The 22,727-nt window shown below is 44.5% G+C and carries 32 protein-coding genes; 4 read left to right on the top strand and 28 right to left on the bottom strand.

Annotation, left to right across the window (positions count from 1 at the left end; all coding sequences use genetic code 11):
• Window positions 1-109 precede the first annotated feature (109 nt).
• A complete protein-coding gene (locus KNP98_RS09175; RefSeq protein WP_088836937.1) occupies window positions 110-1,015 on the top strand; it encodes a TerC family protein in 906 nt (301 codons plus the stop codon).
• Window positions 1,016-1,098: 83 nt separating this feature from the next.
• On the opposite strand, the gene KNP98_RS09170 is transcribed toward KNP98_RS09175, so the two are convergent.
• From KNP98_RS09170 to KNP98_RS09110, 13 genes are all read right to left on the bottom strand, one after another.
• Window positions 1,099-1,953: a hypothetical protein gene (locus KNP98_RS09170; RefSeq protein WP_214811218.1), complete on the bottom strand. Its 855-nt coding sequence runs from the start codon at window positions 1,951-1,953 to the stop codon at window positions 1,099-1,101.
• A 105-nt stretch (window positions 1,954-2,058) separates the two neighbouring features.
• On the bottom strand, window positions 2,059-2,289 hold the full coding sequence (locus KNP98_RS09165; protein WP_251135162.1) for a hypothetical protein: 231 nt from the start codon (window positions 2,287-2,289) through the stop codon (window positions 2,059-2,061).
• Between the two features lie 32 nt (window positions 2,290-2,321).
• Window positions 2,322-3,086: an ankyrin repeat domain-containing protein gene (locus tag KNP98_RS09160; RefSeq protein WP_214811215.1), complete on the bottom strand. Its 765-nt coding sequence runs from the start codon at window positions 3,084-3,086 to the stop codon at window positions 2,322-2,324.
• Window positions 3,087-3,127: 41 nt separating this feature from the next.
• Window positions 3,128-3,784 carry a UbiA prenyltransferase family protein gene (locus KNP98_RS09155; RefSeq protein WP_214811214.1) on the bottom strand — a complete coding sequence of 219 codons (657 nt, stop codon included), beginning with the start codon at window positions 3,782-3,784 and terminating at the stop codon, window positions 3,128-3,130.
• 17 nt (window positions 3,785-3,801) lie between these two features.
• The gene (locus tag KNP98_RS09150; RefSeq protein WP_214811213.1) at window positions 3,802-4,416 is read right to left on the bottom strand and encodes a hypothetical protein; all 615 of its coding nucleotides are present in this window, start codon (window positions 4,414-4,416) and stop codon (window positions 3,802-3,804) included.
• Window positions 4,417-4,482: 66 nt separating this feature from the next.
• On the bottom strand, window positions 4,483-4,740 hold the full coding sequence (locus tag KNP98_RS09145; protein WP_214769483.1) for a hypothetical protein: 258 nt from the start codon (window positions 4,738-4,740) through the stop codon (window positions 4,483-4,485).
• A gap of 50 nt (window positions 4,741-4,790) precedes the next feature.
• Window positions 4,791-5,225, bottom strand: a complete 435-nt coding sequence (locus tag KNP98_RS09140) for a hypothetical protein (RefSeq protein WP_214811212.1) — start codon at window positions 5,223-5,225, stop codon at window positions 4,791-4,793.
• A 55-nt stretch (window positions 5,226-5,280) separates the two neighbouring features.
• Window positions 5,281-5,559 carry a hypothetical protein gene (locus KNP98_RS09135; protein ID WP_214811211.1) on the bottom strand — a complete coding sequence of 93 codons (279 nt, stop codon included), beginning with the start codon at window positions 5,557-5,559 and terminating at the stop codon, window positions 5,281-5,283.
• Window positions 5,560-5,697: 138 nt separating this feature from the next.
• Window positions 5,698-6,198, bottom strand: a complete 501-nt coding sequence (locus KNP98_RS09130) for a DUF2691 family protein (protein WP_214769490.1) — start codon at window positions 6,196-6,198, stop codon at window positions 5,698-5,700.
• 188 nt (window positions 6,199-6,386) lie between these two features.
• Window positions 6,387-6,671 carry a hypothetical protein gene (locus KNP98_RS09125; RefSeq protein WP_214811210.1) on the bottom strand — a complete coding sequence of 95 codons (285 nt, stop codon included), beginning with the start codon at window positions 6,669-6,671 and terminating at the stop codon, window positions 6,387-6,389.
• A gap of 15 nt (window positions 6,672-6,686) precedes the next feature.
• Complete coding sequence (locus KNP98_RS09120) at window positions 6,687-7,166, bottom strand: hypothetical protein (RefSeq protein WP_214811209.1); 480 nt, start codon at window positions 7,164-7,166, stop codon at window positions 6,687-6,689.
• 116 nt (window positions 7,167-7,282) lie between these two features.
• The gene (locus KNP98_RS09115; RefSeq protein WP_214811206.1) at window positions 7,283-7,864 is read right to left on the bottom strand and encodes a hypothetical protein; all 582 of its coding nucleotides are present in this window, start codon (window positions 7,862-7,864) and stop codon (window positions 7,283-7,285) included.
• 1 nt (window position 7,865) lies between these two features.
• On the bottom strand, window positions 7,866-8,588 hold the full coding sequence (locus KNP98_RS09110; RefSeq protein WP_214811203.1) for a DUF2750 domain-containing protein: 723 nt from the start codon (window positions 8,586-8,588) through the stop codon (window positions 7,866-7,868).
• A gap of 167 nt (window positions 8,589-8,755) precedes the next feature.
• On the opposite strand from KNP98_RS09110, the gene KNP98_RS09105 reads away from it, so the two are divergent.
• Entirely contained in the window at window positions 8,756-9,013 is a 258-nt protein-coding gene (locus KNP98_RS09105) for a hypothetical protein (protein WP_214811200.1), read from the top strand.
• A gap of 1 nt (window position 9,014) precedes the next feature.
• On the opposite strand, the gene KNP98_RS09100 is transcribed toward KNP98_RS09105, so the two are convergent.
• The 9 genes from KNP98_RS09100 to KNP98_RS09065 all read right to left on the bottom strand — a co-directional run bounded on the left by KNP98_RS09100 (window position 9,015) and on the right by KNP98_RS09065 (window position 15,429).
• Entirely contained in the window at window positions 9,015-9,158 is a 144-nt protein-coding gene (locus KNP98_RS09100) for a hypothetical protein (RefSeq protein WP_214811198.1), read from the bottom strand.
• A gap of 16 nt (window positions 9,159-9,174) precedes the next feature.
• The gene (locus KNP98_RS09095; RefSeq protein WP_214811196.1) at window positions 9,175-10,476 is read right to left on the bottom strand and encodes a suppressor of fused domain protein; all 1,302 of its coding nucleotides are present in this window, start codon (window positions 10,474-10,476) and stop codon (window positions 9,175-9,177) included.
• A 345-nt stretch (window positions 10,477-10,821) separates the two neighbouring features.
• The gene (sstT, locus tag KNP98_RS09090; RefSeq protein ID WP_088836909.1) at window positions 10,822-12,093 is read right to left on the bottom strand and encodes a serine/threonine transporter SstT; all 1,272 of its coding nucleotides are present in this window, start codon (window positions 12,091-12,093) and stop codon (window positions 10,822-10,824) included.
• A 326-nt stretch (window positions 12,094-12,419) separates the two neighbouring features.
• On the bottom strand, window positions 12,420-12,623 hold the full coding sequence (locus KNP98_RS16050; protein WP_251135161.1) for a hypothetical protein: 204 nt from the start codon (window positions 12,621-12,623) through the stop codon (window positions 12,420-12,422).
• A 52-nt stretch (window positions 12,624-12,675) separates the two neighbouring features.
• On the bottom strand, window positions 12,676-13,272 hold the full coding sequence (locus KNP98_RS09085; RefSeq protein WP_353048587.1) for an SMI1/KNR4 family protein: 597 nt from the start codon (window positions 13,270-13,272) through the stop codon (window positions 12,676-12,678).
• Between the two features lie 26 nt (window positions 13,273-13,298).
• Window positions 13,299-13,574, bottom strand: coding sequence for a hypothetical protein (locus tag KNP98_RS09080; protein ID WP_214801362.1), 276 nt, complete (start codon window positions 13,572-13,574; stop codon window positions 13,299-13,301).
• Between the two features lie 46 nt (window positions 13,575-13,620).
• Window positions 13,621-13,941 carry a hypothetical protein gene (locus tag KNP98_RS09075; RefSeq protein WP_214765721.1) on the bottom strand — a complete coding sequence of 107 codons (321 nt, stop codon included), beginning with the start codon at window positions 13,939-13,941 and terminating at the stop codon, window positions 13,621-13,623.
• Between the two features lie 48 nt (window positions 13,942-13,989).
• Window positions 13,990-14,673 (bottom strand): hypothetical protein, encoded by a 684-nt coding sequence (locus KNP98_RS09070; RefSeq protein ID WP_214811193.1) that lies wholly within the window; start codon window positions 14,671-14,673, stop codon window positions 13,990-13,992.
• A 66-nt stretch (window positions 14,674-14,739) separates the two neighbouring features.
• Entirely contained in the window at window positions 14,740-15,429 is a 690-nt protein-coding gene (locus KNP98_RS09065) for a hypothetical protein (RefSeq protein ID WP_214811190.1), read from the bottom strand.
• A gap of 138 nt (window positions 15,430-15,567) precedes the next feature.
• Here KNP98_RS09065 and KNP98_RS09060 point away from each other — a divergent pair, with 138 nt between their 5' ends.
• Window positions 15,568-15,789, top strand: a complete 222-nt coding sequence (locus KNP98_RS09060) for a hypothetical protein (RefSeq protein WP_214765713.1) — start codon at window positions 15,568-15,570, stop codon at window positions 15,787-15,789.
• A gap of 188 nt (window positions 15,790-15,977) precedes the next feature.
• Here the strand turns inward: KNP98_RS09060 and KNP98_RS09055 are convergent, their stop codons facing one another.
• From KNP98_RS09055 to KNP98_RS09045, 3 genes are all read right to left on the bottom strand, one after another.
• Window positions 15,978-16,337: a cupin gene (locus tag KNP98_RS09055; RefSeq protein WP_214801353.1), complete on the bottom strand. Its 360-nt coding sequence runs from the start codon at window positions 16,335-16,337 to the stop codon at window positions 15,978-15,980.
• Between the two features lie 86 nt (window positions 16,338-16,423).
• A complete protein-coding gene (locus KNP98_RS09050; RefSeq protein ID WP_214811188.1) occupies window positions 16,424-17,395 on the bottom strand; it encodes a LacI family DNA-binding transcriptional regulator in 972 nt (323 codons plus the stop codon).
• On the bottom strand, window positions 17,379-18,272 hold the full coding sequence (locus KNP98_RS09045) for a Cof-type HAD-IIB family hydrolase (protein WP_214811185.1): 894 nt from the start codon (window positions 18,270-18,272) through the stop codon (window positions 17,379-17,381). The genes KNP98_RS09050 and KNP98_RS09045 overlap by 17 nt, the downstream gene beginning before the upstream one ends.
• A 231-nt stretch (window positions 18,273-18,503) precedes the next feature.
• Here KNP98_RS09045 and KNP98_RS09040 point away from each other — a divergent pair, with 231 nt between their 5' ends.
• Window positions 18,504-19,082, top strand: coding sequence for a histidine phosphatase family protein (locus KNP98_RS09040; RefSeq protein ID WP_214765701.1), 579 nt, complete (start codon window positions 18,504-18,506; stop codon window positions 19,080-19,082).
• Between the two features lie 110 nt (window positions 19,083-19,192).
• On the opposite strand, the gene KNP98_RS09035 is transcribed toward KNP98_RS09040, so the two are convergent.
• Genes KNP98_RS09035 through KNP98_RS09025 form a run of 3 tightly spaced genes read right to left on the bottom strand, consistent with a single transcriptional unit; the run spans window position 19,193 to window position 22,660 of the window.
• Window positions 19,193-19,819: a hypothetical protein gene (locus tag KNP98_RS09035; RefSeq protein ID WP_214801344.1), complete on the bottom strand. Its 627-nt coding sequence runs from the start codon at window positions 19,817-19,819 to the stop codon at window positions 19,193-19,195.
• Window positions 19,816-20,676, bottom strand: a complete 861-nt coding sequence (locus tag KNP98_RS09030; protein WP_214765695.1) for an ATP-binding cassette domain-containing protein — start codon at window positions 20,674-20,676, stop codon at window positions 19,816-19,818. The genes KNP98_RS09035 and KNP98_RS09030 overlap by 4 nt, the downstream gene beginning before the upstream one ends.
• Entirely contained in the window at window positions 20,669-22,660 is a 1,992-nt protein-coding gene (locus KNP98_RS09025; protein WP_214811183.1) for a hypothetical protein, read from the bottom strand. The genes KNP98_RS09030 and KNP98_RS09025 overlap by 8 nt, the downstream gene beginning before the upstream one ends.
• Window positions 22,661-22,727 lie beyond the last annotated feature (67 nt).

The following is a 22,727-nucleotide window of genomic DNA, read 5'->3' as shown; positions in this document are numbered from 1 at the left end:
TCTGATTGATTTTTTAAACAAAAGCAGCACACTCCCTTCTTTACTTTAAGTTCATTTGAACCTATAATTGAAATATGAACAGAACACCACTTAAAAGGAGGAAGCGCTGTTGACACTATTGATTGTATTTTTAGCGATCGTCTTCATCATGCTCGCATTGGACCTTGGCGTATTTCACAGGAAAGCCCATGAGGTCTCGCTCCGCGAAGCCTGGACGTGGACGTTCGTCTGGATCGGACTCGCCGTCGCCTTTGGCGGTTGGTTATTTTATGTGCAAGGCAGCGACGCTGCCATTGAGTACACGAGCGTCTATTTCATCGAAAAGGCACTTGCGATTGATAACGTCTTCGTCTTCTCACTCGTCTTTGCGTACTTTGCGATTCCGTTGAAGTATCAGCACAAAGTCCTGTTTTGGGGCATTCTCGGTGCCATCCTCTTCCGCGTCATCTTCATCGTCGCCGGGGTGTCGCTTCTTGATAACTTCGCTTGGGTCTACTACATCTTCGGTGCGTTCCTCGTCTACACCGGTTACATGATGTTTAAGAACATCGGGCAGGAAACGTCGCTTGAAGAGAACAAGACGGTCCGTTGGCTTGAAAAACGTTTACCGATCACACAAGACATCTCGTCCGGTAAGTTTACGCAGCGGATTAACGGCAAATTGTTCTTCACACCGCTGTTGATCGCGTTGATTTTCATCGAAATCTCGGATATCGTCTTCGCCGTCGACTCGGTCGCAGCAAGCTTTGCCTATTCGCGTGACCCGTTCATCATCTTCTATGCGAACATCATGGCAATCCTCGGACTCCGCAGTCTCTACTTCGTCCTCGCGAACCTGATCGACCGCTTCTATTACCTGAAGCACGGTCTCAGCTTCATGCTCGTCTTCATCGGAGCGAAGATGATTCTCGGTGATGTCTACAAAATGCCACTCTGGATGTCGCTCGGTACGATCGTCCTCGTCATCCTGATCAGCGTCTTCTACAGTTTCTATAAAACAAAGCCAGGAAAATAACCGATGACAGGAAAGGGAGAATGGTTCTTCCTTTCCTGTTTGTTTACGTAAAAACAGCATCCCGGCAGGATGCTGTTTTATATTTACTTCTTCATATACCGTTCAATGATTTTCGTGTACAACGCGTCTAATCGGGCGTTTTCCTCGACGACGATTGTGTCTTTCGCATACGTAAAGAGTTCGTTCGCTTCTTCGAATTTACCGGCGTAAATCAACAGGAACATCTTGCCACGCGTGTCCCCTAACCGTTCTGACGATTCTTCCCGCGCGTTTAACATCCGTTCACTGTTAAGGTCGATAATATCCGCTTTTGCATCTTTGCTGTAATGGTTTTCCGTTAAATAGTTGTCCAAGCGCGTGAGATAGTCCCGGTAGCTGATCAGCGTCAACGATTTGCTGATTGAACCGTACTGGCTTTCAAACGAGAGGACTTGTTGTTGCTCATAGTTTGTGATGACTTTGTACAAAGCTTGGCCCTGTTTTAACAACGCTTGTGATTTCGTCTTCAAGCGCGCCGTTTCTTTCTTCAAGGCCGCGACACGTCGATCCGTTATCTTTTTCTCCTTCGCCGTGTTCACTTCAGGAATGAATTTTTTTAGTGTTTTGACTTCTTTGACAGCAGCTGCACGGTCTTTTTTAAACGCCTCGACTTTTTTATTATACCGTTCGACTTGTGCACGGTAGACAGGATCAGTCACATAGTCCGGCACCTTGATGCCACCAAATCGATCCATGTGAAAGAGGGTGCTATCGTATGAAGCAACAACTTTCAATTGTTTCGCGCGATACTTTTTATAGTCCGTCTTCTTCTTCGCGACTTGGGTCGTCTTTGTTTTTGTCGCTGCATCGGCGACTCCCCCCTGAAAGGAAGCCCCTGTCAATACAAGCGCTGTCACGACACCGCTTGCTAACACATTCCGAAATGTTATTTTTTTCATACGAACCCACCCTCTTAAATAAAATTAAGTCAATATCAGGAGAAATCTCCCATCTTTTATTTTATCACCAGACATTTGAATCGACCTACAACTTTTTAACCGTTCTCACTTTAATTTTTCTTCCGGGATGAGGAGATAGATGCCGACAATGATCAAGATGCCAAATAAGACATAATCCATTACCGGAAGGCCGCCTCCCCAAGCAAGACTACCGTCATTCGTAGCGATATATGCTCCTGCTTCCGCAATCGTATCTGTCATCTTGTCGAGTTGAATAATCAGCATGCCAAACAAGATCGTTTGTACAAGAATGATGAGACCAATCCATTTTTTCATCTTATTTCCTCCTATGTATGGTTTGTAACAGCTTAATGATTTCCGGATACCGGTGTTTCAATGCAAAGGCGAGCGCTGTTCGCCCTTTTGCATCCTGACTGATGATCCCGCTCTGCACCGTGTGCCAGCAACACTTTCGTGATGTCCGTCAGACCATACTGACTGGCAAGCATCAGGGCTGTATTGTTAGCGTCTAACGTATTTTCGATTTCGATGTCTGCTCCTGCCGCCAGTAACGCTTCCACCGCTTTGACATGCCCTTCTCCCGCTGCGAGGTGCAATGGTGTGAATCCGTTCATTTCGATGCGATTGACATCAGCTCCCGCCGCTGCCAACATGACAATCTTCTTTGTTTTTCCTTCCTGCGCCGCATAATGCAGAGGTGTATATCCTGCTCCGTCGTCCGTCTGCCAGTCAACACGTGCCTGATCTTCAAGTAAACGACGCAAGACTCGTTTGTTGCCAGAGCGCGCGGCGATGAAGTGCACCGCCGTGAATCCGTGTCCGTCAAAATCAAGAGCGGCACCACGGTCAATTAGTTGCATCGCGATAGCGGACCGGTTTTCATACAACGCAAGGTGCAACGGCATTAACCCGTCCCGGCTCCGTCGGTTGATGTCTACCCGGTGGTCAAGCAACAGCGTGACGATGTCGTCATTCCCTTCCTCGATTGCCCAGTGCAATGCCGAATTCCCTTCTTCATCCAGTGCATCCAGATCGTCCCCGCGGTCGATACACTTTTTTACCTTTTTGATGTTTCCGTAAAAAGCATGGTCCTGCAGTGATTTTTTAGGCAAGCTGATTTCCCCTTTTTAGATATTGTAAAAATTGAATGCAATCACCAATCTTCTTCTGAATACTCTTGCAACGGACTGGTTTCAATCGTCGGTGCACCTTCATTTGCTTTCTTTGAAGGGTACAAGTAATGCTTTACAACTAGTAAAAGAAGAACAATTGACGACAGAATGCAGCTAGTCGCATAAACCGGTTGCAGGACATTTTCCAGTCCGAAGACTGACAGAACTTGTAACAGTGTCAGGATAAAAAGCGTCAGGTGGAAATACTTGCGCACAATTTTCGGAATACCGGTTTTCCCATAAATCCCCCACCAGACATATAAACTTAAGCTGAATGCCACGACGTTCGGAATCGTATAGGGACTGACGAACAGTAAAATACCCATTAAAAGCATCAACCAGGCATAACGAATCGCCTGCTTAAGAAAGGTTGCATCGATTCCTTCGTCACCGTTGACGATTGCTGCTTCCTCTTCCGCTGTCAACGACCGAAAGCCAAGTGCTTTCTTTTCTTCCGCCAAGTGCCGCATTCTTTTTTGCATGCCGATGTACAGCGGATACCGTTCTTTCGTCATTTCGCCGTCATTCGATTGACCGCTTTCGTTCTCCTGGATAAAACCCTGATGCAGCGTCCGACCAATTCGGTAACAGACCCAGTGGTCAACCTGCCGACCGTTTTCCCGTTTCAAATAAATCATTTGTTTCGCCTCGTCCTTCATAGAGTAACTTTCTTCGTCTCTTCTTCTTTTAGCGTTTGAATCACATGCAACAGTAAGAGAAAACCGGAGATGAGGCACACCGTACCGCTGATCGAAAGATTAATCGGGTTTAAGTAGTCTTTTGACGTGCCGCCCAAGGGAATCAGCATGATGGCTCCGTACCAGCGATAGAAACGGGCACGGCTCGATTTCCCTTCATCCATCGGCCAAACCCACGGGAGATAAAATAACGGAATATAACCTGGGACGGGCAACACTCCCGTCAGTGATGACAATCCACAAAGCATCGTGAACAGTGCGACAAATACTTTCCGTTTTTTACTGCGACGTTCAATCCTTTTGTCCATCGTTTTTGACGAAGGGAAATCTGACTTGAAGTAGCCATCCGCTTTCTTTAAGCGAATCCATTCTTTCTTTTGCCGATATGCTGCTATTACGTGCCGACATTTGACTACCACGGTCGCTGCTTCAACATTGACCTGGACTAGTTCGTCACTTCCCTCTTGCTTCTCCTTACTGGCAATCCCTTCCCGGTAAAACAACGTTCGTCCTTCCTGGTGATAGACGATGTGGTGCACTTGATCGTCGATTTGTTTTAATAATTGAATCATCGTGCTCTCCCTTTACTCCGCTTTATGTACTACTTCCAAGATGAGTCAATTCCTCATCTCGATCGTTTACCAGACAGAATTGACATAGTACAGTACGAACAGTCCTCCTGCGATACATATATAACCATACTGTCTGACGGTCAACGAACAAAAAATGATCGTTCCGATTGAGAGTAGGATGCCAAGAACGAATGAATCGATGTTGTCGACGTAACTCCCATGTCCCTCTAACGGCGTCTGCTTCGCATGCTTCGACCGGATGAAGTACGTTCCTACTATCAATAAGAAGAGACCGACAACAAGACCGATGAATGGTAAAATCACAAGCGCTCCCTCCAAGATATGTAACGAAGCCGCTGTGGATCAGCGGCTTTTTAGCTTTTACTCTGTTTCGTGATCAAAATATGGGTTCTTTCAGGAATCTCAATGTCTTCCAACTGATTAAGTTCTAAAGACAGTGTCATGCTTTTCTCTTTTGGATATGACTCTTCCCCAATCCAACATGTATACAGTTCAAACGATTCACCCTCGTCTAAGAAGTCGTTCATGAGCGTAAACAGATAGCGCAGCTTTTCCTTTGACTCATTTGAAACCCTGGAATCAAAAGGTTCGACGATCTCGATTCCCCAATCACTTGAAATCTCATATACATACCATTTATGAAAATGTCTCGTTTTTACTTCATACAGACAGTCTTTATCCGCAAAACTGGGTCCTATATATAAGGGAAGTGTTTCATCTTCTTCATCCAAATTGAGATACTGATCAGGAATTTGTCTCTCCATACAGATATATGATGCTAAGCTCATTGTGCTTCCTCCTTATGTTTGATGTTGCCATCGTTACTTGAAAGACGTCTCTACCTCATCTATTTTTCCAAAATGCGCAATTTTTCCATTCATACAAAAAGTGATCGAGCATGCCAAATACATGGGAAACGGTATCGATGATCGTCTGTTCAATCATCTGTCTCATCCGTTTTTGATCCGCTTCGCTCGACTGCTGGTAAAACGCGATGCAGGCCGTATAGTCATTGACGTTTGGATTGACTTCTTCTTCGTAGATGTCCTTATAATCCGCCATCCCCTCTTTAACAACCGTTCGATAAACCGCTTGAACGAATTCTTCCACCTCTTGATTCATGAATTTTCTCTACTCCATTAACACTCAGTAGTTCATATCTCTCATCTTGAACGCTTAGCGTTTACATCTGTTAGTCAGGACTACTTCTTATTCTGACCAGACCGACAAACGGGTGCGAGGATCATTGTCATCGGTCACCTACTCGATTCCGGTATATCCACGTCTCACAGCGTTCTCATAAAACGCTTCGGATACGCGCTGCTCCTTACAATAGATCTCGACGTACGTGCAATCATAAATCAAAATCGCGATTTGGCAAGTGCTTTCTTGAAACCATTCATAAGTCATTCCCACTTCTTCAGTCTGACCACTTTGAAATGCAAACAATTCAGCAAAAATCAGGTAATTACTAGGTCCCCTTAGCCATTTCGCTAATTCATGTCCTGTCGCTTTCTGATTGGTTGAAAACTCTTCTAAACTGTCATACCATTCCCCGTCCATGGTTTGAATCGGAAAATCAAAATTGCGAAGAAACCAATCATACGCTTTCATCTCGATCGCACTTAATATGTCGATCAAGACACGCCCCGGTTCATTCGGGATTTCAAACGATACACCACGCAGACTCATTGAATCCCCTCTTTCTACCTTGTCATAAGAAGGCTGCAGTAAGAAAACACTGAAGTTCCTGTTCTTCACTCGAACTCCCCCACGTACAAACAGCGTAACCTCGTGCGGTGAATGTCCTAACTATCTCGGTGACTGGTAAACTTCCGCTTTCTGTTAAGCCGATGTCATGTACCTGCGCAAGTAGCTCCTGACAATATGATGGTCGATCATGATTCGTACAAATAATGGTATACATAGATGGAGAATCACTAATCATCTCAATGGCTATCGAGACCAAATTCAGCGATACCGACGTAAATTCTTTTAGACTGGAACTCATTTCCGACAAGTATTACTACATAAAAGCGATAGGTGCCCAGCGCATGCTTTTGCGTTAGCTCGTCATGGAACATCTCACTACTGATTTGTTTGAATTGGATGATATCTTCTGGAAACAAAAGCATCTCACCGACTACACATAAACAACGAATCGATGAACTCGCATCCGCAAGCCATGGAAAGATGCGTGTCGCATCGCTATTCTCTTCGACATACGTTTTCATGAAGAATCTCCTTTTTTAATCCCACTGACACGTCACGCTTTGATTGACCTCAAGACGAAGACAAACAAGTTCATTTGTTTTGAGACCAGACAGTCGGAGCGAGCGTTGCGCTTCATGGGTATAGGACAACTCGAATCTGACTTTATCCACCTTCTTCAGTAAAAAGTATACCCAGTGCTGATCGTATTCACTCTCGGACAGGACTTCCCATAACGCATCCTCACAATGATTTGCCTCGCAGATATACAATTTCATGACCTTATTCTCTGCTATCACGGGTAACGCCGCAAATACGGGAGGGTTCGGAATTCGCGGTTTCTGAATGACCAAGGTATAGCCATCTTTCAGAAGACGATCCAATTGTTCTCGGCTATCCGGAATCTCTTCTTCGATGACGCAAGACGGTAGTTCTGCGATTCGGATCGGTAGCCCCACTTCATATTCAAATGGATCTTCGAGTGCTAACAATTCTTCGTGAGAATAGGTTACTTTCATACTGTCATTTTCCCCTACCTTTGTGCAGTGCTTTGAAGTTTTAGTCATATCAGAAATTGATTCTTTAAACGGATTCGTAATCTCTTTGTTTCATTCATATGTAGCGATCTCCACATTCAGGAGATTTTTTCGATTTTACGTTTGTGCTTGCTTCGAAGATATAATAAGAGTGCCGTTCCTGTTCCAATCGACAGAATCGGAAATAGATGCGGAATATACTGCACTTGCCGAAAACTGACATGCATCAAGAAATAATCGACGAAACAGATGATCCGTAACCCTATTGGTAACTGATCTTTACTGATGAATGCTAAGAACATCAGAACGATACCGATACCTAATACAACAATCGGTAATAGAGAGAACGGTGTCACGAACTGAAACAGACCGAGTCCAACAAGGAGATAGGCGAACCACGACGTTCGGCGTCGAAACGTCTCGCGTTCTTTCCGTCCGGGTTGCATCCCGTAAATATCATCCTGCTTGTATCCTTCCGCTTGCTTCTCTGTAATCAATTCCTCCATCCGTCGTTTTGCTTGGCGCCGAAATGTATACCGTTCTTCGATTGAATCACTGACATCCTGATCGAGCTTCCATTGCTCCGTGACTCCGTGATACATCTGAATCGTTCGACCATCGCGGTACAAGAACCAGACATAGGTGATGCCACCCACTTGTTTACTGAGTGTCTGAATCATGTTAACCCTCCAGATCTGTCAGAACATCTTCCGAATCAAGCTCAAGTCCGACGAGCTCCGGTCCCCAGTTCAAGCCACAATAGAGTCCGTCGTCGATCATGTTCGGTAACCAGCCATTCATGAACAAATCTAAATCTAAGCGAATCAGATGATAGTTCGCCCATTCCTTTGTCTGTAAAGCCTTCGCCGCTGCTTCCGTCGAAAAAAATAACAGCACGTCCGTCTCGTCTTGATTCGACGGACAATACGCCCAGCCCGACTGTTCAAACTTCGATAGCCCATAAACAATGCCTGTCTCAAGAACTGTCTGTAAGAAGAGTTCTGCTTGTTCCGCACTCCGTTCCATTTGTTGTTCCTTTTCAATAAACGCCTTCAACGTCGGCGCTACTGGAAACAACTCTTGTTCTACATGATCCCATAAGACGATCGTCTCCGTGTCCGGAAGCTGATACCCGAGTTCGTCACCTGTGCCGTCACTTGCGATCCGCAAGAACCCGGATGGATAGTCCTCCGCATCCGTCGTGTTAACACGAACGAGATCGTCCCATGTCCGCTTGATATATTGCTCGTCCTTGATCGGATGAAACTCCCATTCGCCGATGCTGAACTTGTTTTCGCGCTTGTATATGTTTCGTAATTCTTTCGGAAGCTTGAAGCCGAGCTCTGCTTCTATCTCTTGTAGTCTCTCTTCCGTGATACCTGGTAAGCCGATTTGCTGTTTCATGTTCCATACTCCTTTTACGAAACCTCGAATTAATTTTTCCGGTTAAAGTTCTTTCCTGCAGGATAAAGTCCGGTCAAGCGTCTGCCGTAATGAACCTTTGCCTGCCCCACCCGGATCTTCGTCACGCCATACTGCGCCTTAAAATATTCAACGACGGGTTCGACACTGTGAGATGGTTCGAGGACATGGAGGACGAATTCGATGGCTTCCGGACCATAATCATCTTCAAAGAAATGCCCGTTGCCGATTTCAAAAAGAAATTCATTGAGGTCCTCTTCGATGTTCGCACGATGCTCCGAGATGACGTCATATTCTTTCTCCTGACAAAAGATTTCGATGACAACTTCGTGGTAATCCGCTTCTTGAACGACAAAATACCCGTCTTTTTCTTTCTCTACTACAAGTTCCCGGATGTAGGCATCTAGATTAAAAAAAACGTGAGAATTTTTGCTCGCTCATTGGTTCCTCTAACCGCTCTCCCACGATGCCGTGAAACGTGTAGAGCGTCCGACCATCCTTTTCAAACAGCCAAAAATGATTCTGACCGTTAATCTGTTTGATGACTTGCATGCCTTTCCTCCCGTTCTTATAAATCCGCGAACCATTCTCCATTCAGCTGCCGAATCACCGTATCGCTTGGTAACTGTTGTCGCAATCGTTTCACCCAGTCCGTCCGAAAATCATAAGCGAAGTGTTCTTCGTTCGAGAGCAGATAAAGCATTGCACCATCATGACCGACGATCACGACCGTCGAATCCTCCGGATAAACGAATCGATCTTCTAACACACGTGTTTTCCGGTAGATGGTTTCGATCTCTGTTTGAATCGCCAGATGGTCAGAATACGAAAACATGAGCAGTTCGTTCATCAATGCGACTCCGTACGCGTGTTCAAGGATGAGTTCGAGTCTCTTAGCATCTTCAATCTTGACCGTGAAGTAATGCGTCTCAGTCGTCGACGATCGTTTTCCGAGTAACCATCCGTTCGTTTGTTTTTGTCTAGACAAGACATGTGAGGTGAACGACATATGATGTTGCGCGAAGAACGACCTGTTTTTTTGGGCTTCCTCTTGAAACGCAAAAAAGGTCGCGTATACCGGAAAACGATTTTGATGAATCAAAAAATCATACAGGAAGGCTTGGTTTTGGACAGAATTACCTTGTTCTTCCGATTCTACGCTGATGTCATACGCCTTCCCTAAGGGTCCGTCCAGTACTAACGGCCGTTGGATGTCGTCTTCAAAAAGGTCATCCGTGATCTCACATTCGAGAACGAAGACCTGTCTGTCAGGCCTTGATTCATCAATCATTTCATCGTCCCCGATGAGCGGATGCCGCTTTAAATTGAGCAATTGCATCTCTGTTTCATACAGCATGTCATTAAATTCATCAATGCCGTACTGCTCGATGTATGCGACTTCCGAAGCAAAAATCGGCACGAACCAGACCGGTAAAACCGTCTCCGGTTCTCCGGACGCCGCATCTCCGTGATGGACTTGAAACGATTCCTCGAAGTAGAACGGTGTCGTCACATACAGAGCAGCGAAGCCGTACTTCGATAACAATCCATCCGGCATCGGTAAGTACTCGCCTAAATCATAAGCGTGTCCAGTTTTCAATGCTTCTAGCGTCAAGCGATAGACCAATTCAACCAGGTCCGATTCGGCATCTTGTTGCATGACGGACAGCATCACTTCTTGATGGACAATAGCGCTATTATCGAATCGCAACGGGTTGCGCAACAGTCCGAGTGATGTCACTGTACTCGCATTCGCAAACGGTGCATTTTGAAACTCCACCAATTGAATCGCCTCTTTTTGTAATTCTTCAATCTCGAGATGACCCGTCATCTTGCCACAATGTTTTTCCAAATGCTCGATATAATTCATATGTACCTCCACTATGTTGCCTTCAATTAAATTTGCTATTCTAACGTAATCAATTTCCATTTCTCATATTTATTATATAGTCAGAAAACATTTTTGGAAATTTTTATTTAGTGGAGTCGATTGATACACAAACAAAGATAGTTTCTTTCACTCAGTGAAAATACTGATTCCATTAGTACATCACACGCTAACGGTTGAACGGCCCTGTCAGCACCCATTGCCGGGAGACGATATCGATGTCGCTCAAGGCTTGGAAATCCATCAAGACAAAAAAGGTTAAAACACATCCCATTCGGGTGGTTTTAACCTTTTTTTGTAGCATCACTGATACTATTTACAATCGAGTCAGCTATTGACGACTTTTTCAGCTGTTTCTGCAGCCATGACCGATCGGTTGATTGACAGTTGTTCCCCTTCTCTTAAACGTTTTTTGAATTCAGCTGTCGCCGTAAACAGAACGTCTGTCGAAGAGTTAAGACCTGTCTCAAACGAATCTTGCAAGACTCCGATAATGAAACCGACGGCTACAACCTGCATCGCTATATCATTTGAAATACCGAATAGACTACATGCGAGCGGAATCAGGAGGAGTGATCCGCCTGCGACACCGGAAGCCCCGCACGCACAGACCGCAGCCAGGACGCTTAAGATGATCGCTGTCGGAAGATCGACTTGGATGCCTAACGTATTTACCGCTGCGAGCGTTAAGACGGAAATCGTAATTGCCGCGCCACCCATGTTAATTGTCGCACCGAGCGGGATGGAAATCCCGTATGTTTCTTTATCAAGGCCAAGCTTCTTACAGAGTTCCATGTTGACCGGAATGTTTGCTGCCGAGCTCCGTGTGAAGAAAGCCGTAATGCCGCTCTCACGAAGACATTTGAAGACAAGCGGATAAGGATTTTGACGAACATTGATGAATACAATCAGCGGATTGATGATCAGTGCAACAGCGAGCATCGAACCAATCAAGACGAGTAATAAATTGAGATAACTAAGCAAAGAGCTGAGACCATTTTCCGTGATCGCTCCGATGACAAGCCCCATGATACCGAGCGGAGCGAGCTTGATGATCCATCCGACCACTTTAGCGATCGCGTCCGAGAAATTCGAGATGAACGTCTTCGTCGTATCCGAAGCATTTTTAAGCGCTAACCCTAAGACGATGGCCCATGCTAGAATACCGATGTAGTTCGCATTGATTAACGCGTTGACTGGATTGTCGACCACATTCAAGACGAGCGTCCGGAGAACTTCGACGGCATTCCCCGGAGCAGTCAGTTCTTCTGTATTTTGAGTCAGAGTAATATCTACCGGGAACAGGAAGCTAAACACGACTGCCACGATTGCTGCTAAGAACGTACCGAGAAGATACAAGAAGACGATTGACTTCATGTTCGTCTGCTGTCCTTTTTTATGCTGGGCAATCGACGCCATGACGAGGAAGAAGACCAGGACCGGTGCAACTCCCTTCAACGCGGAAACAAACAGTGTCCCAAAAATCGTTAAGGATTTTGCGGCTTCAGGAATCGATACAGCTAAAATAATACCAAGAATCAAGCCGATTGCAATTTGTTTCACTAAACTGATTTGGTTCCACATCTTCAACACTTTCATACTTTCCCCTCCAGGCTTAAAGCAAATAAATTATTTAGAATTTGAAAAACGACGATTTTCTCTTTTATCCAAAAAATTAGATAATATATTCGTTCATTTTTCTAAAAATTCTCTCAGTTTGTTGTCCTCTATTTTTACACAAAACCTAAGAAATAAAAACTAGTTTTTTGCAAGAGAAACGATTCATTTAATCTGCTGCTTTAATCGAATACGGATGCAATCGGTTGCATCAATAAAAAAGGAGGACACCTCATGGCGAGACGTCTTCCCTTGACTTTTCTTCTTTTCTGTTAGGTAATGCATTCATTTTCCAATCCACCAGACGTTCATTCGTCCTCTGCGAAGTTGACCCGTACTCCGACGATTTGCCGCGAGACATCATACAGTCCGTCTCCAAAACCTGACGTCGAGCCAGCTCCAAACGAGACGACACCGGCCTGGTCGTCGGACGAAACAATTGTCTCAAATTCCATCGCTTGATTCTGACGATAAGCTGTTCGATCGAAGATACCGGCCAGTGCCGAGTCCACGACGACCAGTTCTTCCTTCCGCCTCCATTTGCCGCTCCGCTTTTTATCCCCTTCAAAAAACAAGCAGCTGCTTAACCCACTCGTCTTCCGTGTAAATGGTGGCTGCGGTCCAGCTGCCTGACTTTACATTCGACAAAATCAGCTGTGAATCCGTGTCTTCCTCTAGTCCGTAATAAGGATCCGTCACAATCAGTTCGTTGCTCTCGACCGTGAAACGGCCAAGTCGATAGGCCTGATTCGTTTTTCGTTTCGGGACATGCCAATCGATGAACTCTTTCAAAGAAGACGACGGATATTTTGCGATTCCCGTTTTTTCGTTCCATCTAAAGACGGGTTCCTGCAGAAAACGTTTCCGAATCCGGTAACACAACTTGTCGCCGGTCAGATTTTCACCGATACAGATCAAGTCATCGGGTAAACCAGCCGGACGCTTCTCATTGTGACGAACGCGATCGATCGAAACTGTTCGTTTGGTTGGTAGAGGATACAAGGTCCACTCGCCAAACTGTGCACCGTTCGTCTGTAAGAACAGGTCTTTGTATTTATTTGGAAATATAACACCTAAGGCACGCTCCGCTTTTTTCAGGTCAACGGCTGATACCCCGAACACCCTTGCATCGGGATGGAGGCGTTTAATGAGTTTGCTCACGATATCATCGCTCCTGTCCATGTTGTTTAGACGACTTCAGGCAACCAAATAATTAATACAAGTGACAGCACTGTTTTCGAAAATTGTTTTTTCTCCAGAAACCATGGCAGTAACACCAGTCCGACTATCGTCATCGCGAGTAACACCAGTCCTAGATTAAAGTAATGCGCTCCCGCTGCAATCGGAATACTCAAAATCTGAAAATCTGCATTAGGAAAATAACCGAGTCGATCGAATAAAATATTTCCAAGTACCCCACCTGCAATCAACAGGATGGAAAGAGTCAACATTTTTTTCTTCAATATGAACAGCTCCTATTTAATGTCTATGTATGACTTCTATCATATGTCATCCTAAAATCATTCCAAACACCAAAACGACTAAGACCATCGTCAGCGACCAGACGATTGTTTTCCTATTGCTTCCTTCAATTCGTACATACCAGAGCGGAAAGATATTCATGACTAACAAGCCAAAGGACCGGTACAAATTTTCCTCTGCAGCATCCCACCCAAGCAACGCAGTCACACTCACCAGGACAAACAACAAGCCGGTCAGACTGATACTGATCGCCCGGACACGACTGCCAGGTTGCAACCGATTAAACAGAAAAGCCACGACCGTCCCGATACAGGTAGCTATACACAGATAATACAAAACGTGCTCCACTCTCATTCCTCCATGTTCAGTTTCAACCTTCTTTTACGTGTACCAGGATTAATCGGTTTCGTCATCTAGTAACCAGTCATCATTAATTTGCGAAATGACGGTCCCTTTCGGAAACCGGGGCATCAGGTGTTCGATTGGTATATAGCTTTCATCGTTTGACAGCAGGTAAAAACCGTTGCCATCGTGGGCAATCTTAAAACGGGTCATGTTTTCATGCATGGTCAGCACACCAATCGGACGGATCAGTTTTAATCGCCACCATTTTGTCTCCCCTAATTTAAATGACAAGTTATCCGAGTACGAGATCGTATAAAACAGATTTTCCGATGCCAGCCAGTAGGTTTTGTTCAGGACAAGACGCAGTTCTTCTGCATTTTGAACAGTAATCGTATAACACGGATGGTATTCCTTATAACGGACTTTCACCTCTCCACTTCGAAACTGTGTATCTAAATCCAATACGACATATGAAAGCTTATTTTGCTTGAAAAACGCGTCATGTTCTTCATGTAGTCCATACTCATCCACGAAACTGATATAGAGTGGAAACACCTGTTGAGGGATTAAGAATTCGATTAAAAACTCTTTGTTTTCATCTGCTTCGTCTTTTTCAATTCGGCTTACATCAATGAAATAAGCTGTCTTCAACTCTCCACTCATTTCAAACGGGTATCCTAAGTTCATCGCATCCTTTTCGATAATCTTTTCTTCCGTAATCATGATTTCTGCCATTTTGTTCTCCTTACTGAGACACAGCTTTTTTATTCTCTAAAGTGCAAATGATGCAGAAGACGAAATTTAAATGTCTTTTTCTTGATCCTCCGTATGTAATATCTCATCTTCTATTATTTCATCGTTGACTTGCGTAACGACCATCTGGTCCGGCAAACTGGCGATCATGCCAGCAAGAGAAGCATACTGCGTCTCCCGGCTGAGTATACAAAATCCTACCCCGTCATAATCAGTGGTGATGTAGGTCTTTGAAGCATTAAAATCAAATACAGCGATGGATCGTCTTCTTTTGACTCCCCATTCTAAGAAATCTCCCCATTCAAACATTAAAGAATCTGAATGACTGATGCAGTAGAATACATTTTCAGATGCGAGCCAGTACGTTTTGTTTAATACAAGCCGCAAGTCAGCAATATTTTGGATTTTTGCCGTAATACAAGAATAATAGTTGTACCGTTTATACCCGTAAGATTTCAAGTTGCCGCCACAGTCGTCAACCGTATAGTCAATCTGATGTTGTTGAAAAAAAGTCGTAAAGTCTTCAGACAGTTCATACTCGTCGACAAAATGCACATACAACGGAAAGACCGCTTGATGCGTTAAGAATGCCATTAAAAAATCTCCACCTTCTTCGACGTGTCCTTCTCCGCTTAAACGATGCACAAAAGGTAAACCTCCATCAAACCGATGGGGATGCACTAAATCTTCTATGAAATTTGTGGTAACAGGTTCTTCTATAATCAGGACTTCTGTCATTTTATGCTCCTTACCGGAAAATAATGTTGTGCTACCTATAAAGAATAACGGAACATGTCTAAGATTTCCATTTTTTCTAATATAAAGTCTATTCTTTGATATACTACATTATAGATTCACCCTGAAAGGATGAGCTTGATGTGGAAAGCACTATTATTCTTTTCTGTATGGATCGGCATTACCATTCCGATTCTTCTGTCTATCGTGTTCACGATCTTTAAACCGCTTGTTTTAGCAGATGATACCGGTATCAGTATGATTGTCATCGCAGCTATCGTTTCAGTATGTAATATTTATATCGCAACACGTATTTGGAATCGAATCGAAGAGAAAATGTACAAACGAAGGACTTTCATGTGAAAAACGCAGACCTCCTGTTTACGGAAGAACAGAGCATCTGCGTTTTTTCATTCACACCTGAAAGCGGGCTATCTATATCAAATCTGGCAAGACAAAGAAATCCTCTTCACAATCATTGCACCGAATGAATAAGCTGTAACGGCAGCTTATTCAGGATATTTTTTTAGTTTCTCACATGTATTTAGCACTTAAAATTTTTCCAAAGATATTAATGATGAAGTGGTCAGCTCTTCGCTTTCTATAACGATTGCAGTCAACCCCGTATCTGTTTTGGTTTCATGCCATTCATCTTTATCCCAGAATACGGCTTCCCCACTATGAACTTTGATATATTCATCCGTCTCACCTTTGACCCAGCCTTCTCCGTTTACAACTACAAGAAGCTGAGAAACAACAGCCTGATGATAACCGATTAATCCATCCTCATCTAAATGCACACATCCGATATGTGCTACTTTGTCTGTCTGTGTAATACGTGACATCACAAAATCAGAGTCGAACTTTGTAATTTTCTTACCCACTTCTTTATTAAATTGATAGATTTCCATATAATCCTCCCTGACCAACCACTTTTGAGTACGACGGCTTTGCGAAGATCAAACGCTACGTTTATGAGCTTTACAACTTTCAAGTATCATGTCGTTTCACGCACAATCAGTTCGAGTGGCATCGGCTGACTGACGGGAAGTTCTTTTCCCCGAGCCAACTGATCGAGCAATTGGACTGCTTCTTTTCCGAGTCGTTCAATCGGTTGGGCAACGGTGGTCATCCCCATTGCCTCCGCAATCGCCTGATTGTCAAAACCGGTCACAGCAAGCATATCCGGAATTTTAATACCTTCTTGTTTCGCCTGATGAATGATGCCGGCAGCGACATGATCGTTGCCGACAATCATCGCCGTTGGTCGGTCTGTGAGCGTCAACAACTGATTCATGACCTTTTGTCCATCGGCAAAGGAATAGTTCTCCTCAAAATACCAATCCGGCGAAACGAGTAGTCCGTGTTCCTGAACGAACGCTTCGAAAGCATGACGGCGAATCAAACCAACTCCGCTCGCCGGATTTCCGAGACACAGTCCGAGAGAAGAATGCCCCCGTTCCACTAGATGAGATAACACTGCTAAGACTCCGCTTTGATGATCAACAGCGACCTGCGCGAGACTTTCTTCCCGCTGTTCGCAGATTACGACCGGACCATCGCGTCGAACACGCTCAAGTGCTTCCGGCGGACTGACTGACGATCCGATGATCAGCCCGTCGATTTGTTTATGCCGCAGTTGTGTAAACGACAGCTGTTCCTGTTCCCTGTCACTAAACGTTTGATGAATCAGCATCGAAATGTTCTGTTCGGCACAGGCAATACCGATGCCCTCGATCAGTTGACTGAAAAACGGATGGTTGATTTGCGGAACCATCACACCGATGACATTTGTTTTGCCACGCGACAAATGAACCGCATTTTGATTCGGCCGATAATCCAGTTGCTTCATTGCCCGTAAGACGGCCTCCCGTTTCTCAGCAATGACATACGGCTGATTGTTCAACACACGGGAGACCGTCGAGCGGGAAACGCCGGCTTCCTTTGCGATTTCAGTAATATTTGCCATCCTGTACTCCTTTATGTCCGACTTGAATCGAACGGAACGTTTCTAACGCCATGGCAACTCCATCGTCATCATGATGTCCTGTCTTGTAAGTCGCCAGTCGTTTAACGGTGTCTTCCGCATTCCCCATCGCAATACTTGTCCCGGCCACCCGAAACATCGGCAAGTCATTGTGATGATCGCCGATCGCTACGGTTGCTGTCAGTAGAATTCCCATCCGTTCAGCAAATTGTTGCAACGCCATTCCTTTATCACTTCCGCTCGCCGTCACCTCAAGGTTAAATGGGCCAGAGCTTGTAACGGTGCAGTTTCGTGACGACAAGTCATTTTGAATCTGTTTAAGTACGACTGCTTTCGGACTGACAATCATGAATTTCATGACTTGCGTGAAATTGACATCAGAGAAATCCGTTACTTCCCGAACGCCGTATTGCGTCAATTGAGGGTGCACGGATTTAAGAAATTTGTCAGCTTGAAACGACGGATTGGTTCCTTGTTCTTCTTTGATTTTTTTCATCAACTGATCCGTCGCGTCATACGTCATCAGAATTTCATCTTCCAAGTAAATTTGAAGATATACGTTCTGCTTCAGCAAGCAGTTCAAGATGGCTTCACTCTCATCAGAGGGAACATAAGCACATTTCCGTATCGTTGTTCCTTCGTATTCTGCCCGGAGTTCTGCTCCGTTTGAACCGATGATTGGACAATTGAGTTCATGGAACCGTAACAGGTGCGCTGCGTCAAACGCGGCACGTCCTGTCGCAATCACGACGATGTCTCCATTCTTCTGGCATTGCTTGACCGCTGAGACATTTCGTTCTGAAATTATATGAGTTGAGTGTAACAACGTGCCGTCTAAATCAATGGCAAATAAGCGCATGGTGTTCCTCCTTGCGGGATAATGTACTGTTCGTCTTCAGTATAGATTCTGAAACGCATCCCAGAGCAACCTCTTTGTTCCCATTCCACATAGGTTAAAATGAATGTCTCTTTTTTGTGAAATGGCTCATAATTAATCAAGTAGGGCTTTAATCTGCTTTGTCAGCTGTATCCTTTAATTTTTACCTCACCAATCACTTTACTCCATCACAGAAAGGCGGGTTCCGCTTCTATGACAACTGTTTACTTTGTAAGGCACGCTGAATCTCCGAAAACCGATTTGGATGAACGAACACGAGGTTTAACTGATGGCGGACAAATGGCTGCACAACACGTCACAACCTACTTAAAGGATAAAAAGATTGATCTGTTTTTCTCCAGTCCCTATCAGCGTTCGTTGTTGACGATTGAAGCGGCAGCGCATTATTTCGGGAAAGACATCTTGATTGAAGAAAACTTACGGGAATGTGCCTTTTCCGGACAACACCAGACGATGCCGCAAGCTGACGTCTATCCGCTCGTCCAACAGATGTTTACTGATCACGATTTTTCTCGCGACGGCTCGGAAACATTTCAATCCTGTCAGCACCGTGGAATTCAGGCATTGATGTTGATTTTGCAAAAGAACGCTGGAAAACGGCTCGTCATCGGCACGCACGGTTTCATCATGACTGCGATTTTTCACCACTTTGATGCTATGTACGATTTTAATTTTCTTCGCCAAACGACAAAGCCGGATATCTATCAACTTACCTTTAAAGGAACAGAGCTCGTAAACATGTCACGCATCACGTTATCTCTTTACGATTGATGAGACGTGATGAACTCGAGCAAAATCGGTTGTTCCGGCGGATTGATTCTGTCTGGTAAATTGTCGAGACGGAAGAACTTTAAGAGCAAGAATTGGTAGTCGGTTTTCGTTTAAGATCGTTGCCATAATCGAATACCCGACAATCCGGCAAAAAGGATTGTCAGAACACCAACCCGTTGAACTTTGGATTGGTAAAGAGGATCGGTCAGATTAACATCGAGCTGAAAAACGTGTGGCCATGGCATGAACTGTCCTTTTGTGACGATTTCTAATAAGGTGTACATCAAGATTAAGGCGAGCGCGTATTCAAACTTCTGAGTCCACAACATCAGACTCATCCCGACAAATAAAAATAACAACAGCAACAAGATATGATGAACATATACAAGAAATGGCAAGGCGCTAAAATCTAATTCGAGAATTGTCGCCATCAACACGATGTATCCACCAAAATAAACGAGGAAAAACCTGCCTGCGTCTATCCAAATCCACTTTCGATACTGCAAAACTAACGTGTGATACGCTCCTTCTTCAAATAGAGGTTGGAGGTGTAACATAATGGTCCACGCCACACACGGAATAAACACGGTATGAACGATTTGAATTCCGGACGTCAGGCAATCCGATAACGCAGACACCTCCAACACAAGGAAGACCAGCACCGGAAGTAATGCAGCGACGCCGTGCAGTTTCCAATCGAACATAAATAAGTGATGGAGAATCTGCCTTTTCTTCATATAGCACGTCGCATGACTATCAAGTAGCCATCCATTAACTTCGGTTCGATTGTAGAAATGCCAGTCGCCTCGTCTTCTAAAAAACGTACTTCCACGACGTCCCCTTTTTCATTTAAATGTACGACACGCTCATCCTGCATCCACCTTCCAAGATCCTCTGCCATGACGTCAACTTGTCCGAGGTAGCCAACCGCTTGTGCTTTTAACTCGGTCGGAGTACCTTCAAACTGGACGGAGCCACCTTTGATAATCCCAATCTTTGTACAGAGGAACTCGATGTCCTCGACGAGATGCGAGGAGATGACAATCGTGTGGTCTACCCCCAACTCATGTAACAGATTACGAAAACGAATCCGTTCTTCGATATCTAAACCAGCTGTCGGCTCATCAAAAATTAAAATCTCCGGTTTCCGTAACAACAGTTGCGCAATACCGACCCGACGCCGCATCCCTCCGGACAACTCATTCATCCGTGTTTGTGCTTTGTCTTGCAGATTGACGCGTCTCAATGCTTCCTCCACCCGTTCCTGCCGCTGGTTCATCTCCATGATTCCTTGCAATAAAGCAAAATGAAGAAGTACTTCTTCCACTTTTAAAGTCGGATAGACATTAAAATCTTGCGGTAGGAAACCGACTCGATCGGAAACATCGGCATACTTTCTCCGGACAACGGATTGACCGTCAATCACAATCTGTCCGCCGGTAATCGACGTCAATCCACAGAGCATTTTCATTAATGTTGTTTTCCCGGCTCCGTTTGGACCAAGCAATCCATAGATACCTTCGATTTCTAGCGAGACTTGATGCAGAATGTGTTTTTTGCGGTAAGACTTGGACAGATGTTGCACTTCAATCATCCCTGTTCCCTCCCTTCTGCTTGGCATTCAACTCACGGTACCATTTCTGTAACAGCACCAACTGCTGGTCATGACTGCGATCAGAAAACATTTTGATCCAACCGTTAAGTTGCTTCATATCCCGTCCGGTTTGTTGAAGATAAAATGAATCAATCTCAATCGGTTCGAGTTTCAGTTCGATTTGCAACCAGTAGGCAAGTGCGGCATTAAACAGCTTCCACTTTGGATCTATTTTGACGTGGCTTGATGTCTCAGACCACATCAAGCCCGGTACATAGGCCGCAATCACTTCATTTAAACTTTGATCCAGTCTGAGGTTAGTCCCCACTTGCAACAACAAATGATGACTATCACAGAAACTGTTTCGCTCAAGGTTCGGCGAAATAAGCACCACCTTATCCGGAAAAATCACTTTTTTCCCAAACGTGCGCCGAATAACTGTATTTGTATGTTTCAGTACCTGTTCGACCGGCAACCAATAAGTCGAAGGATTGGACCAGGAAGAATCCGTTACGATCTGGATCCCTCTAGCTTCATAGGTCGACAGGTTCCCACGAAGCAACGTCACACCTGATACTCGTCCTATGTACGTATTTTCATCCTGTCTTGTTAAATTCGATACGAGATCATTCGGCAACTCACCTGTGATTCGCACATTCATCAGATTAGATCGGTCAACAATCAGATCAAGCGTCTCCACGCCTAAACGATTGATGGGCTCAACTTGGCGGGCCGGGTACCAATTTGTCGTCGCCGGCAGATACCATTCTTCCTCTGTCACCGGAAAATGAGGACTGTTGTGGAGTTGATAACGGATCGTCACGGTGTGCGTTCGTGCCTGCGGAGGAAGCGACATGCTAATAAAGTCGCCGTACTGTTTATACTGCAACTTTTTTTGTCCGGCTGATACGGATGTGATGTGGTACTCGTGCCATAAAGACAAGACAATATGCGCCTGATCTGACTGGATTTTCAGTTCCGCCTCCGTCTCTATCTGATTTTCGACAGGATTTAAAGTTAAATTCATCTTTTGAATCGTATAGTCCAAATTTTTATGATTCGGCTGAAACCGATAAGGTGTTTTATAATGTTGGGCTAGCTCAGCATCGTGACTCCGGTCAAAGGTCTGTTGGTTGTTCGCCAGCGCATAAGGTGAGATTATGATCAGCAGGCAAAGCACGAGTAATGAAATGACTACTGTCATCCATTGTCGTGAAAATCTGAGGTGCCACTGACCAATTAACAGAAACAGAATGATACTTTGAAGCACGATGTGAATGAAGATTTTCAACAGTAATGCTTGGTTTCCAAGATATCCAACGAGCGGCACATATACACTACCAGGTTGCAAAGGACCGATAAACAGAAAACTGCGGTCTCCTTCCAATCCACCTTCATAAAAATAAGCAGAAAAGAACTCGGTATTCAGAGGTCCGAGGAACACCCAGATGAGAACCAATACAAGCATTCCAATTTTTTGTTTCCCGAAAATCATCGCACAATTTATTCCCCATAAGGCTGCGAGGACAAGTGGAAGAAAATAAAAAATCAAGATGTGCCGTAATATGTCCAGTTGGAAGCTAGACCACGGAACTTGTTCCTGATGAAAATAGACAAACATTCCTGTGGCACCAAACAAAAGAGTCATACCGGTAAACAGAGCATGATTCATGAGTATTGCTATCACGCGTTGATACTGAATCCGGACGATGTCTGGAAAAAGAATGCTTTGTCGGTACTGGATTTCATCCGCGACAAGTCGGTACATATAGACGGCAACCAATAACATGATTCCCTGCATCGGGATGACGAGCCCATCCAGTAAACTAGCAAAGTCCATATAGGTATAGGTTTCACGAATATCGGCAACAACTTTCATGAGAACACTAAAAGGAAACACCAGTAATGCCCCTATGTAAAACAGGCTCGTCCCCATCTGTTTTCCATAAAATTTTAGCAGTTCGCCTAAGATAATTTTTTTCATGATTGCCCCCCTCTTATTACATAAAAACCATGGTAAAGAGTAGGATTTTTCTTTTTGTCTCTTATCT

This window comes from Exiguobacterium sp. s127, from assembly GCF_018618695.1.
Lineage (GTDB): Bacteria > Bacillota > Bacilli > Exiguobacteriales > Exiguobacteriaceae > Exiguobacterium_A > Exiguobacterium_A oxidotolerans.
Note: the sequence above shows the minus strand (reverse complement) of the source record. Positions and strands in the feature narration are given on the sequence as shown.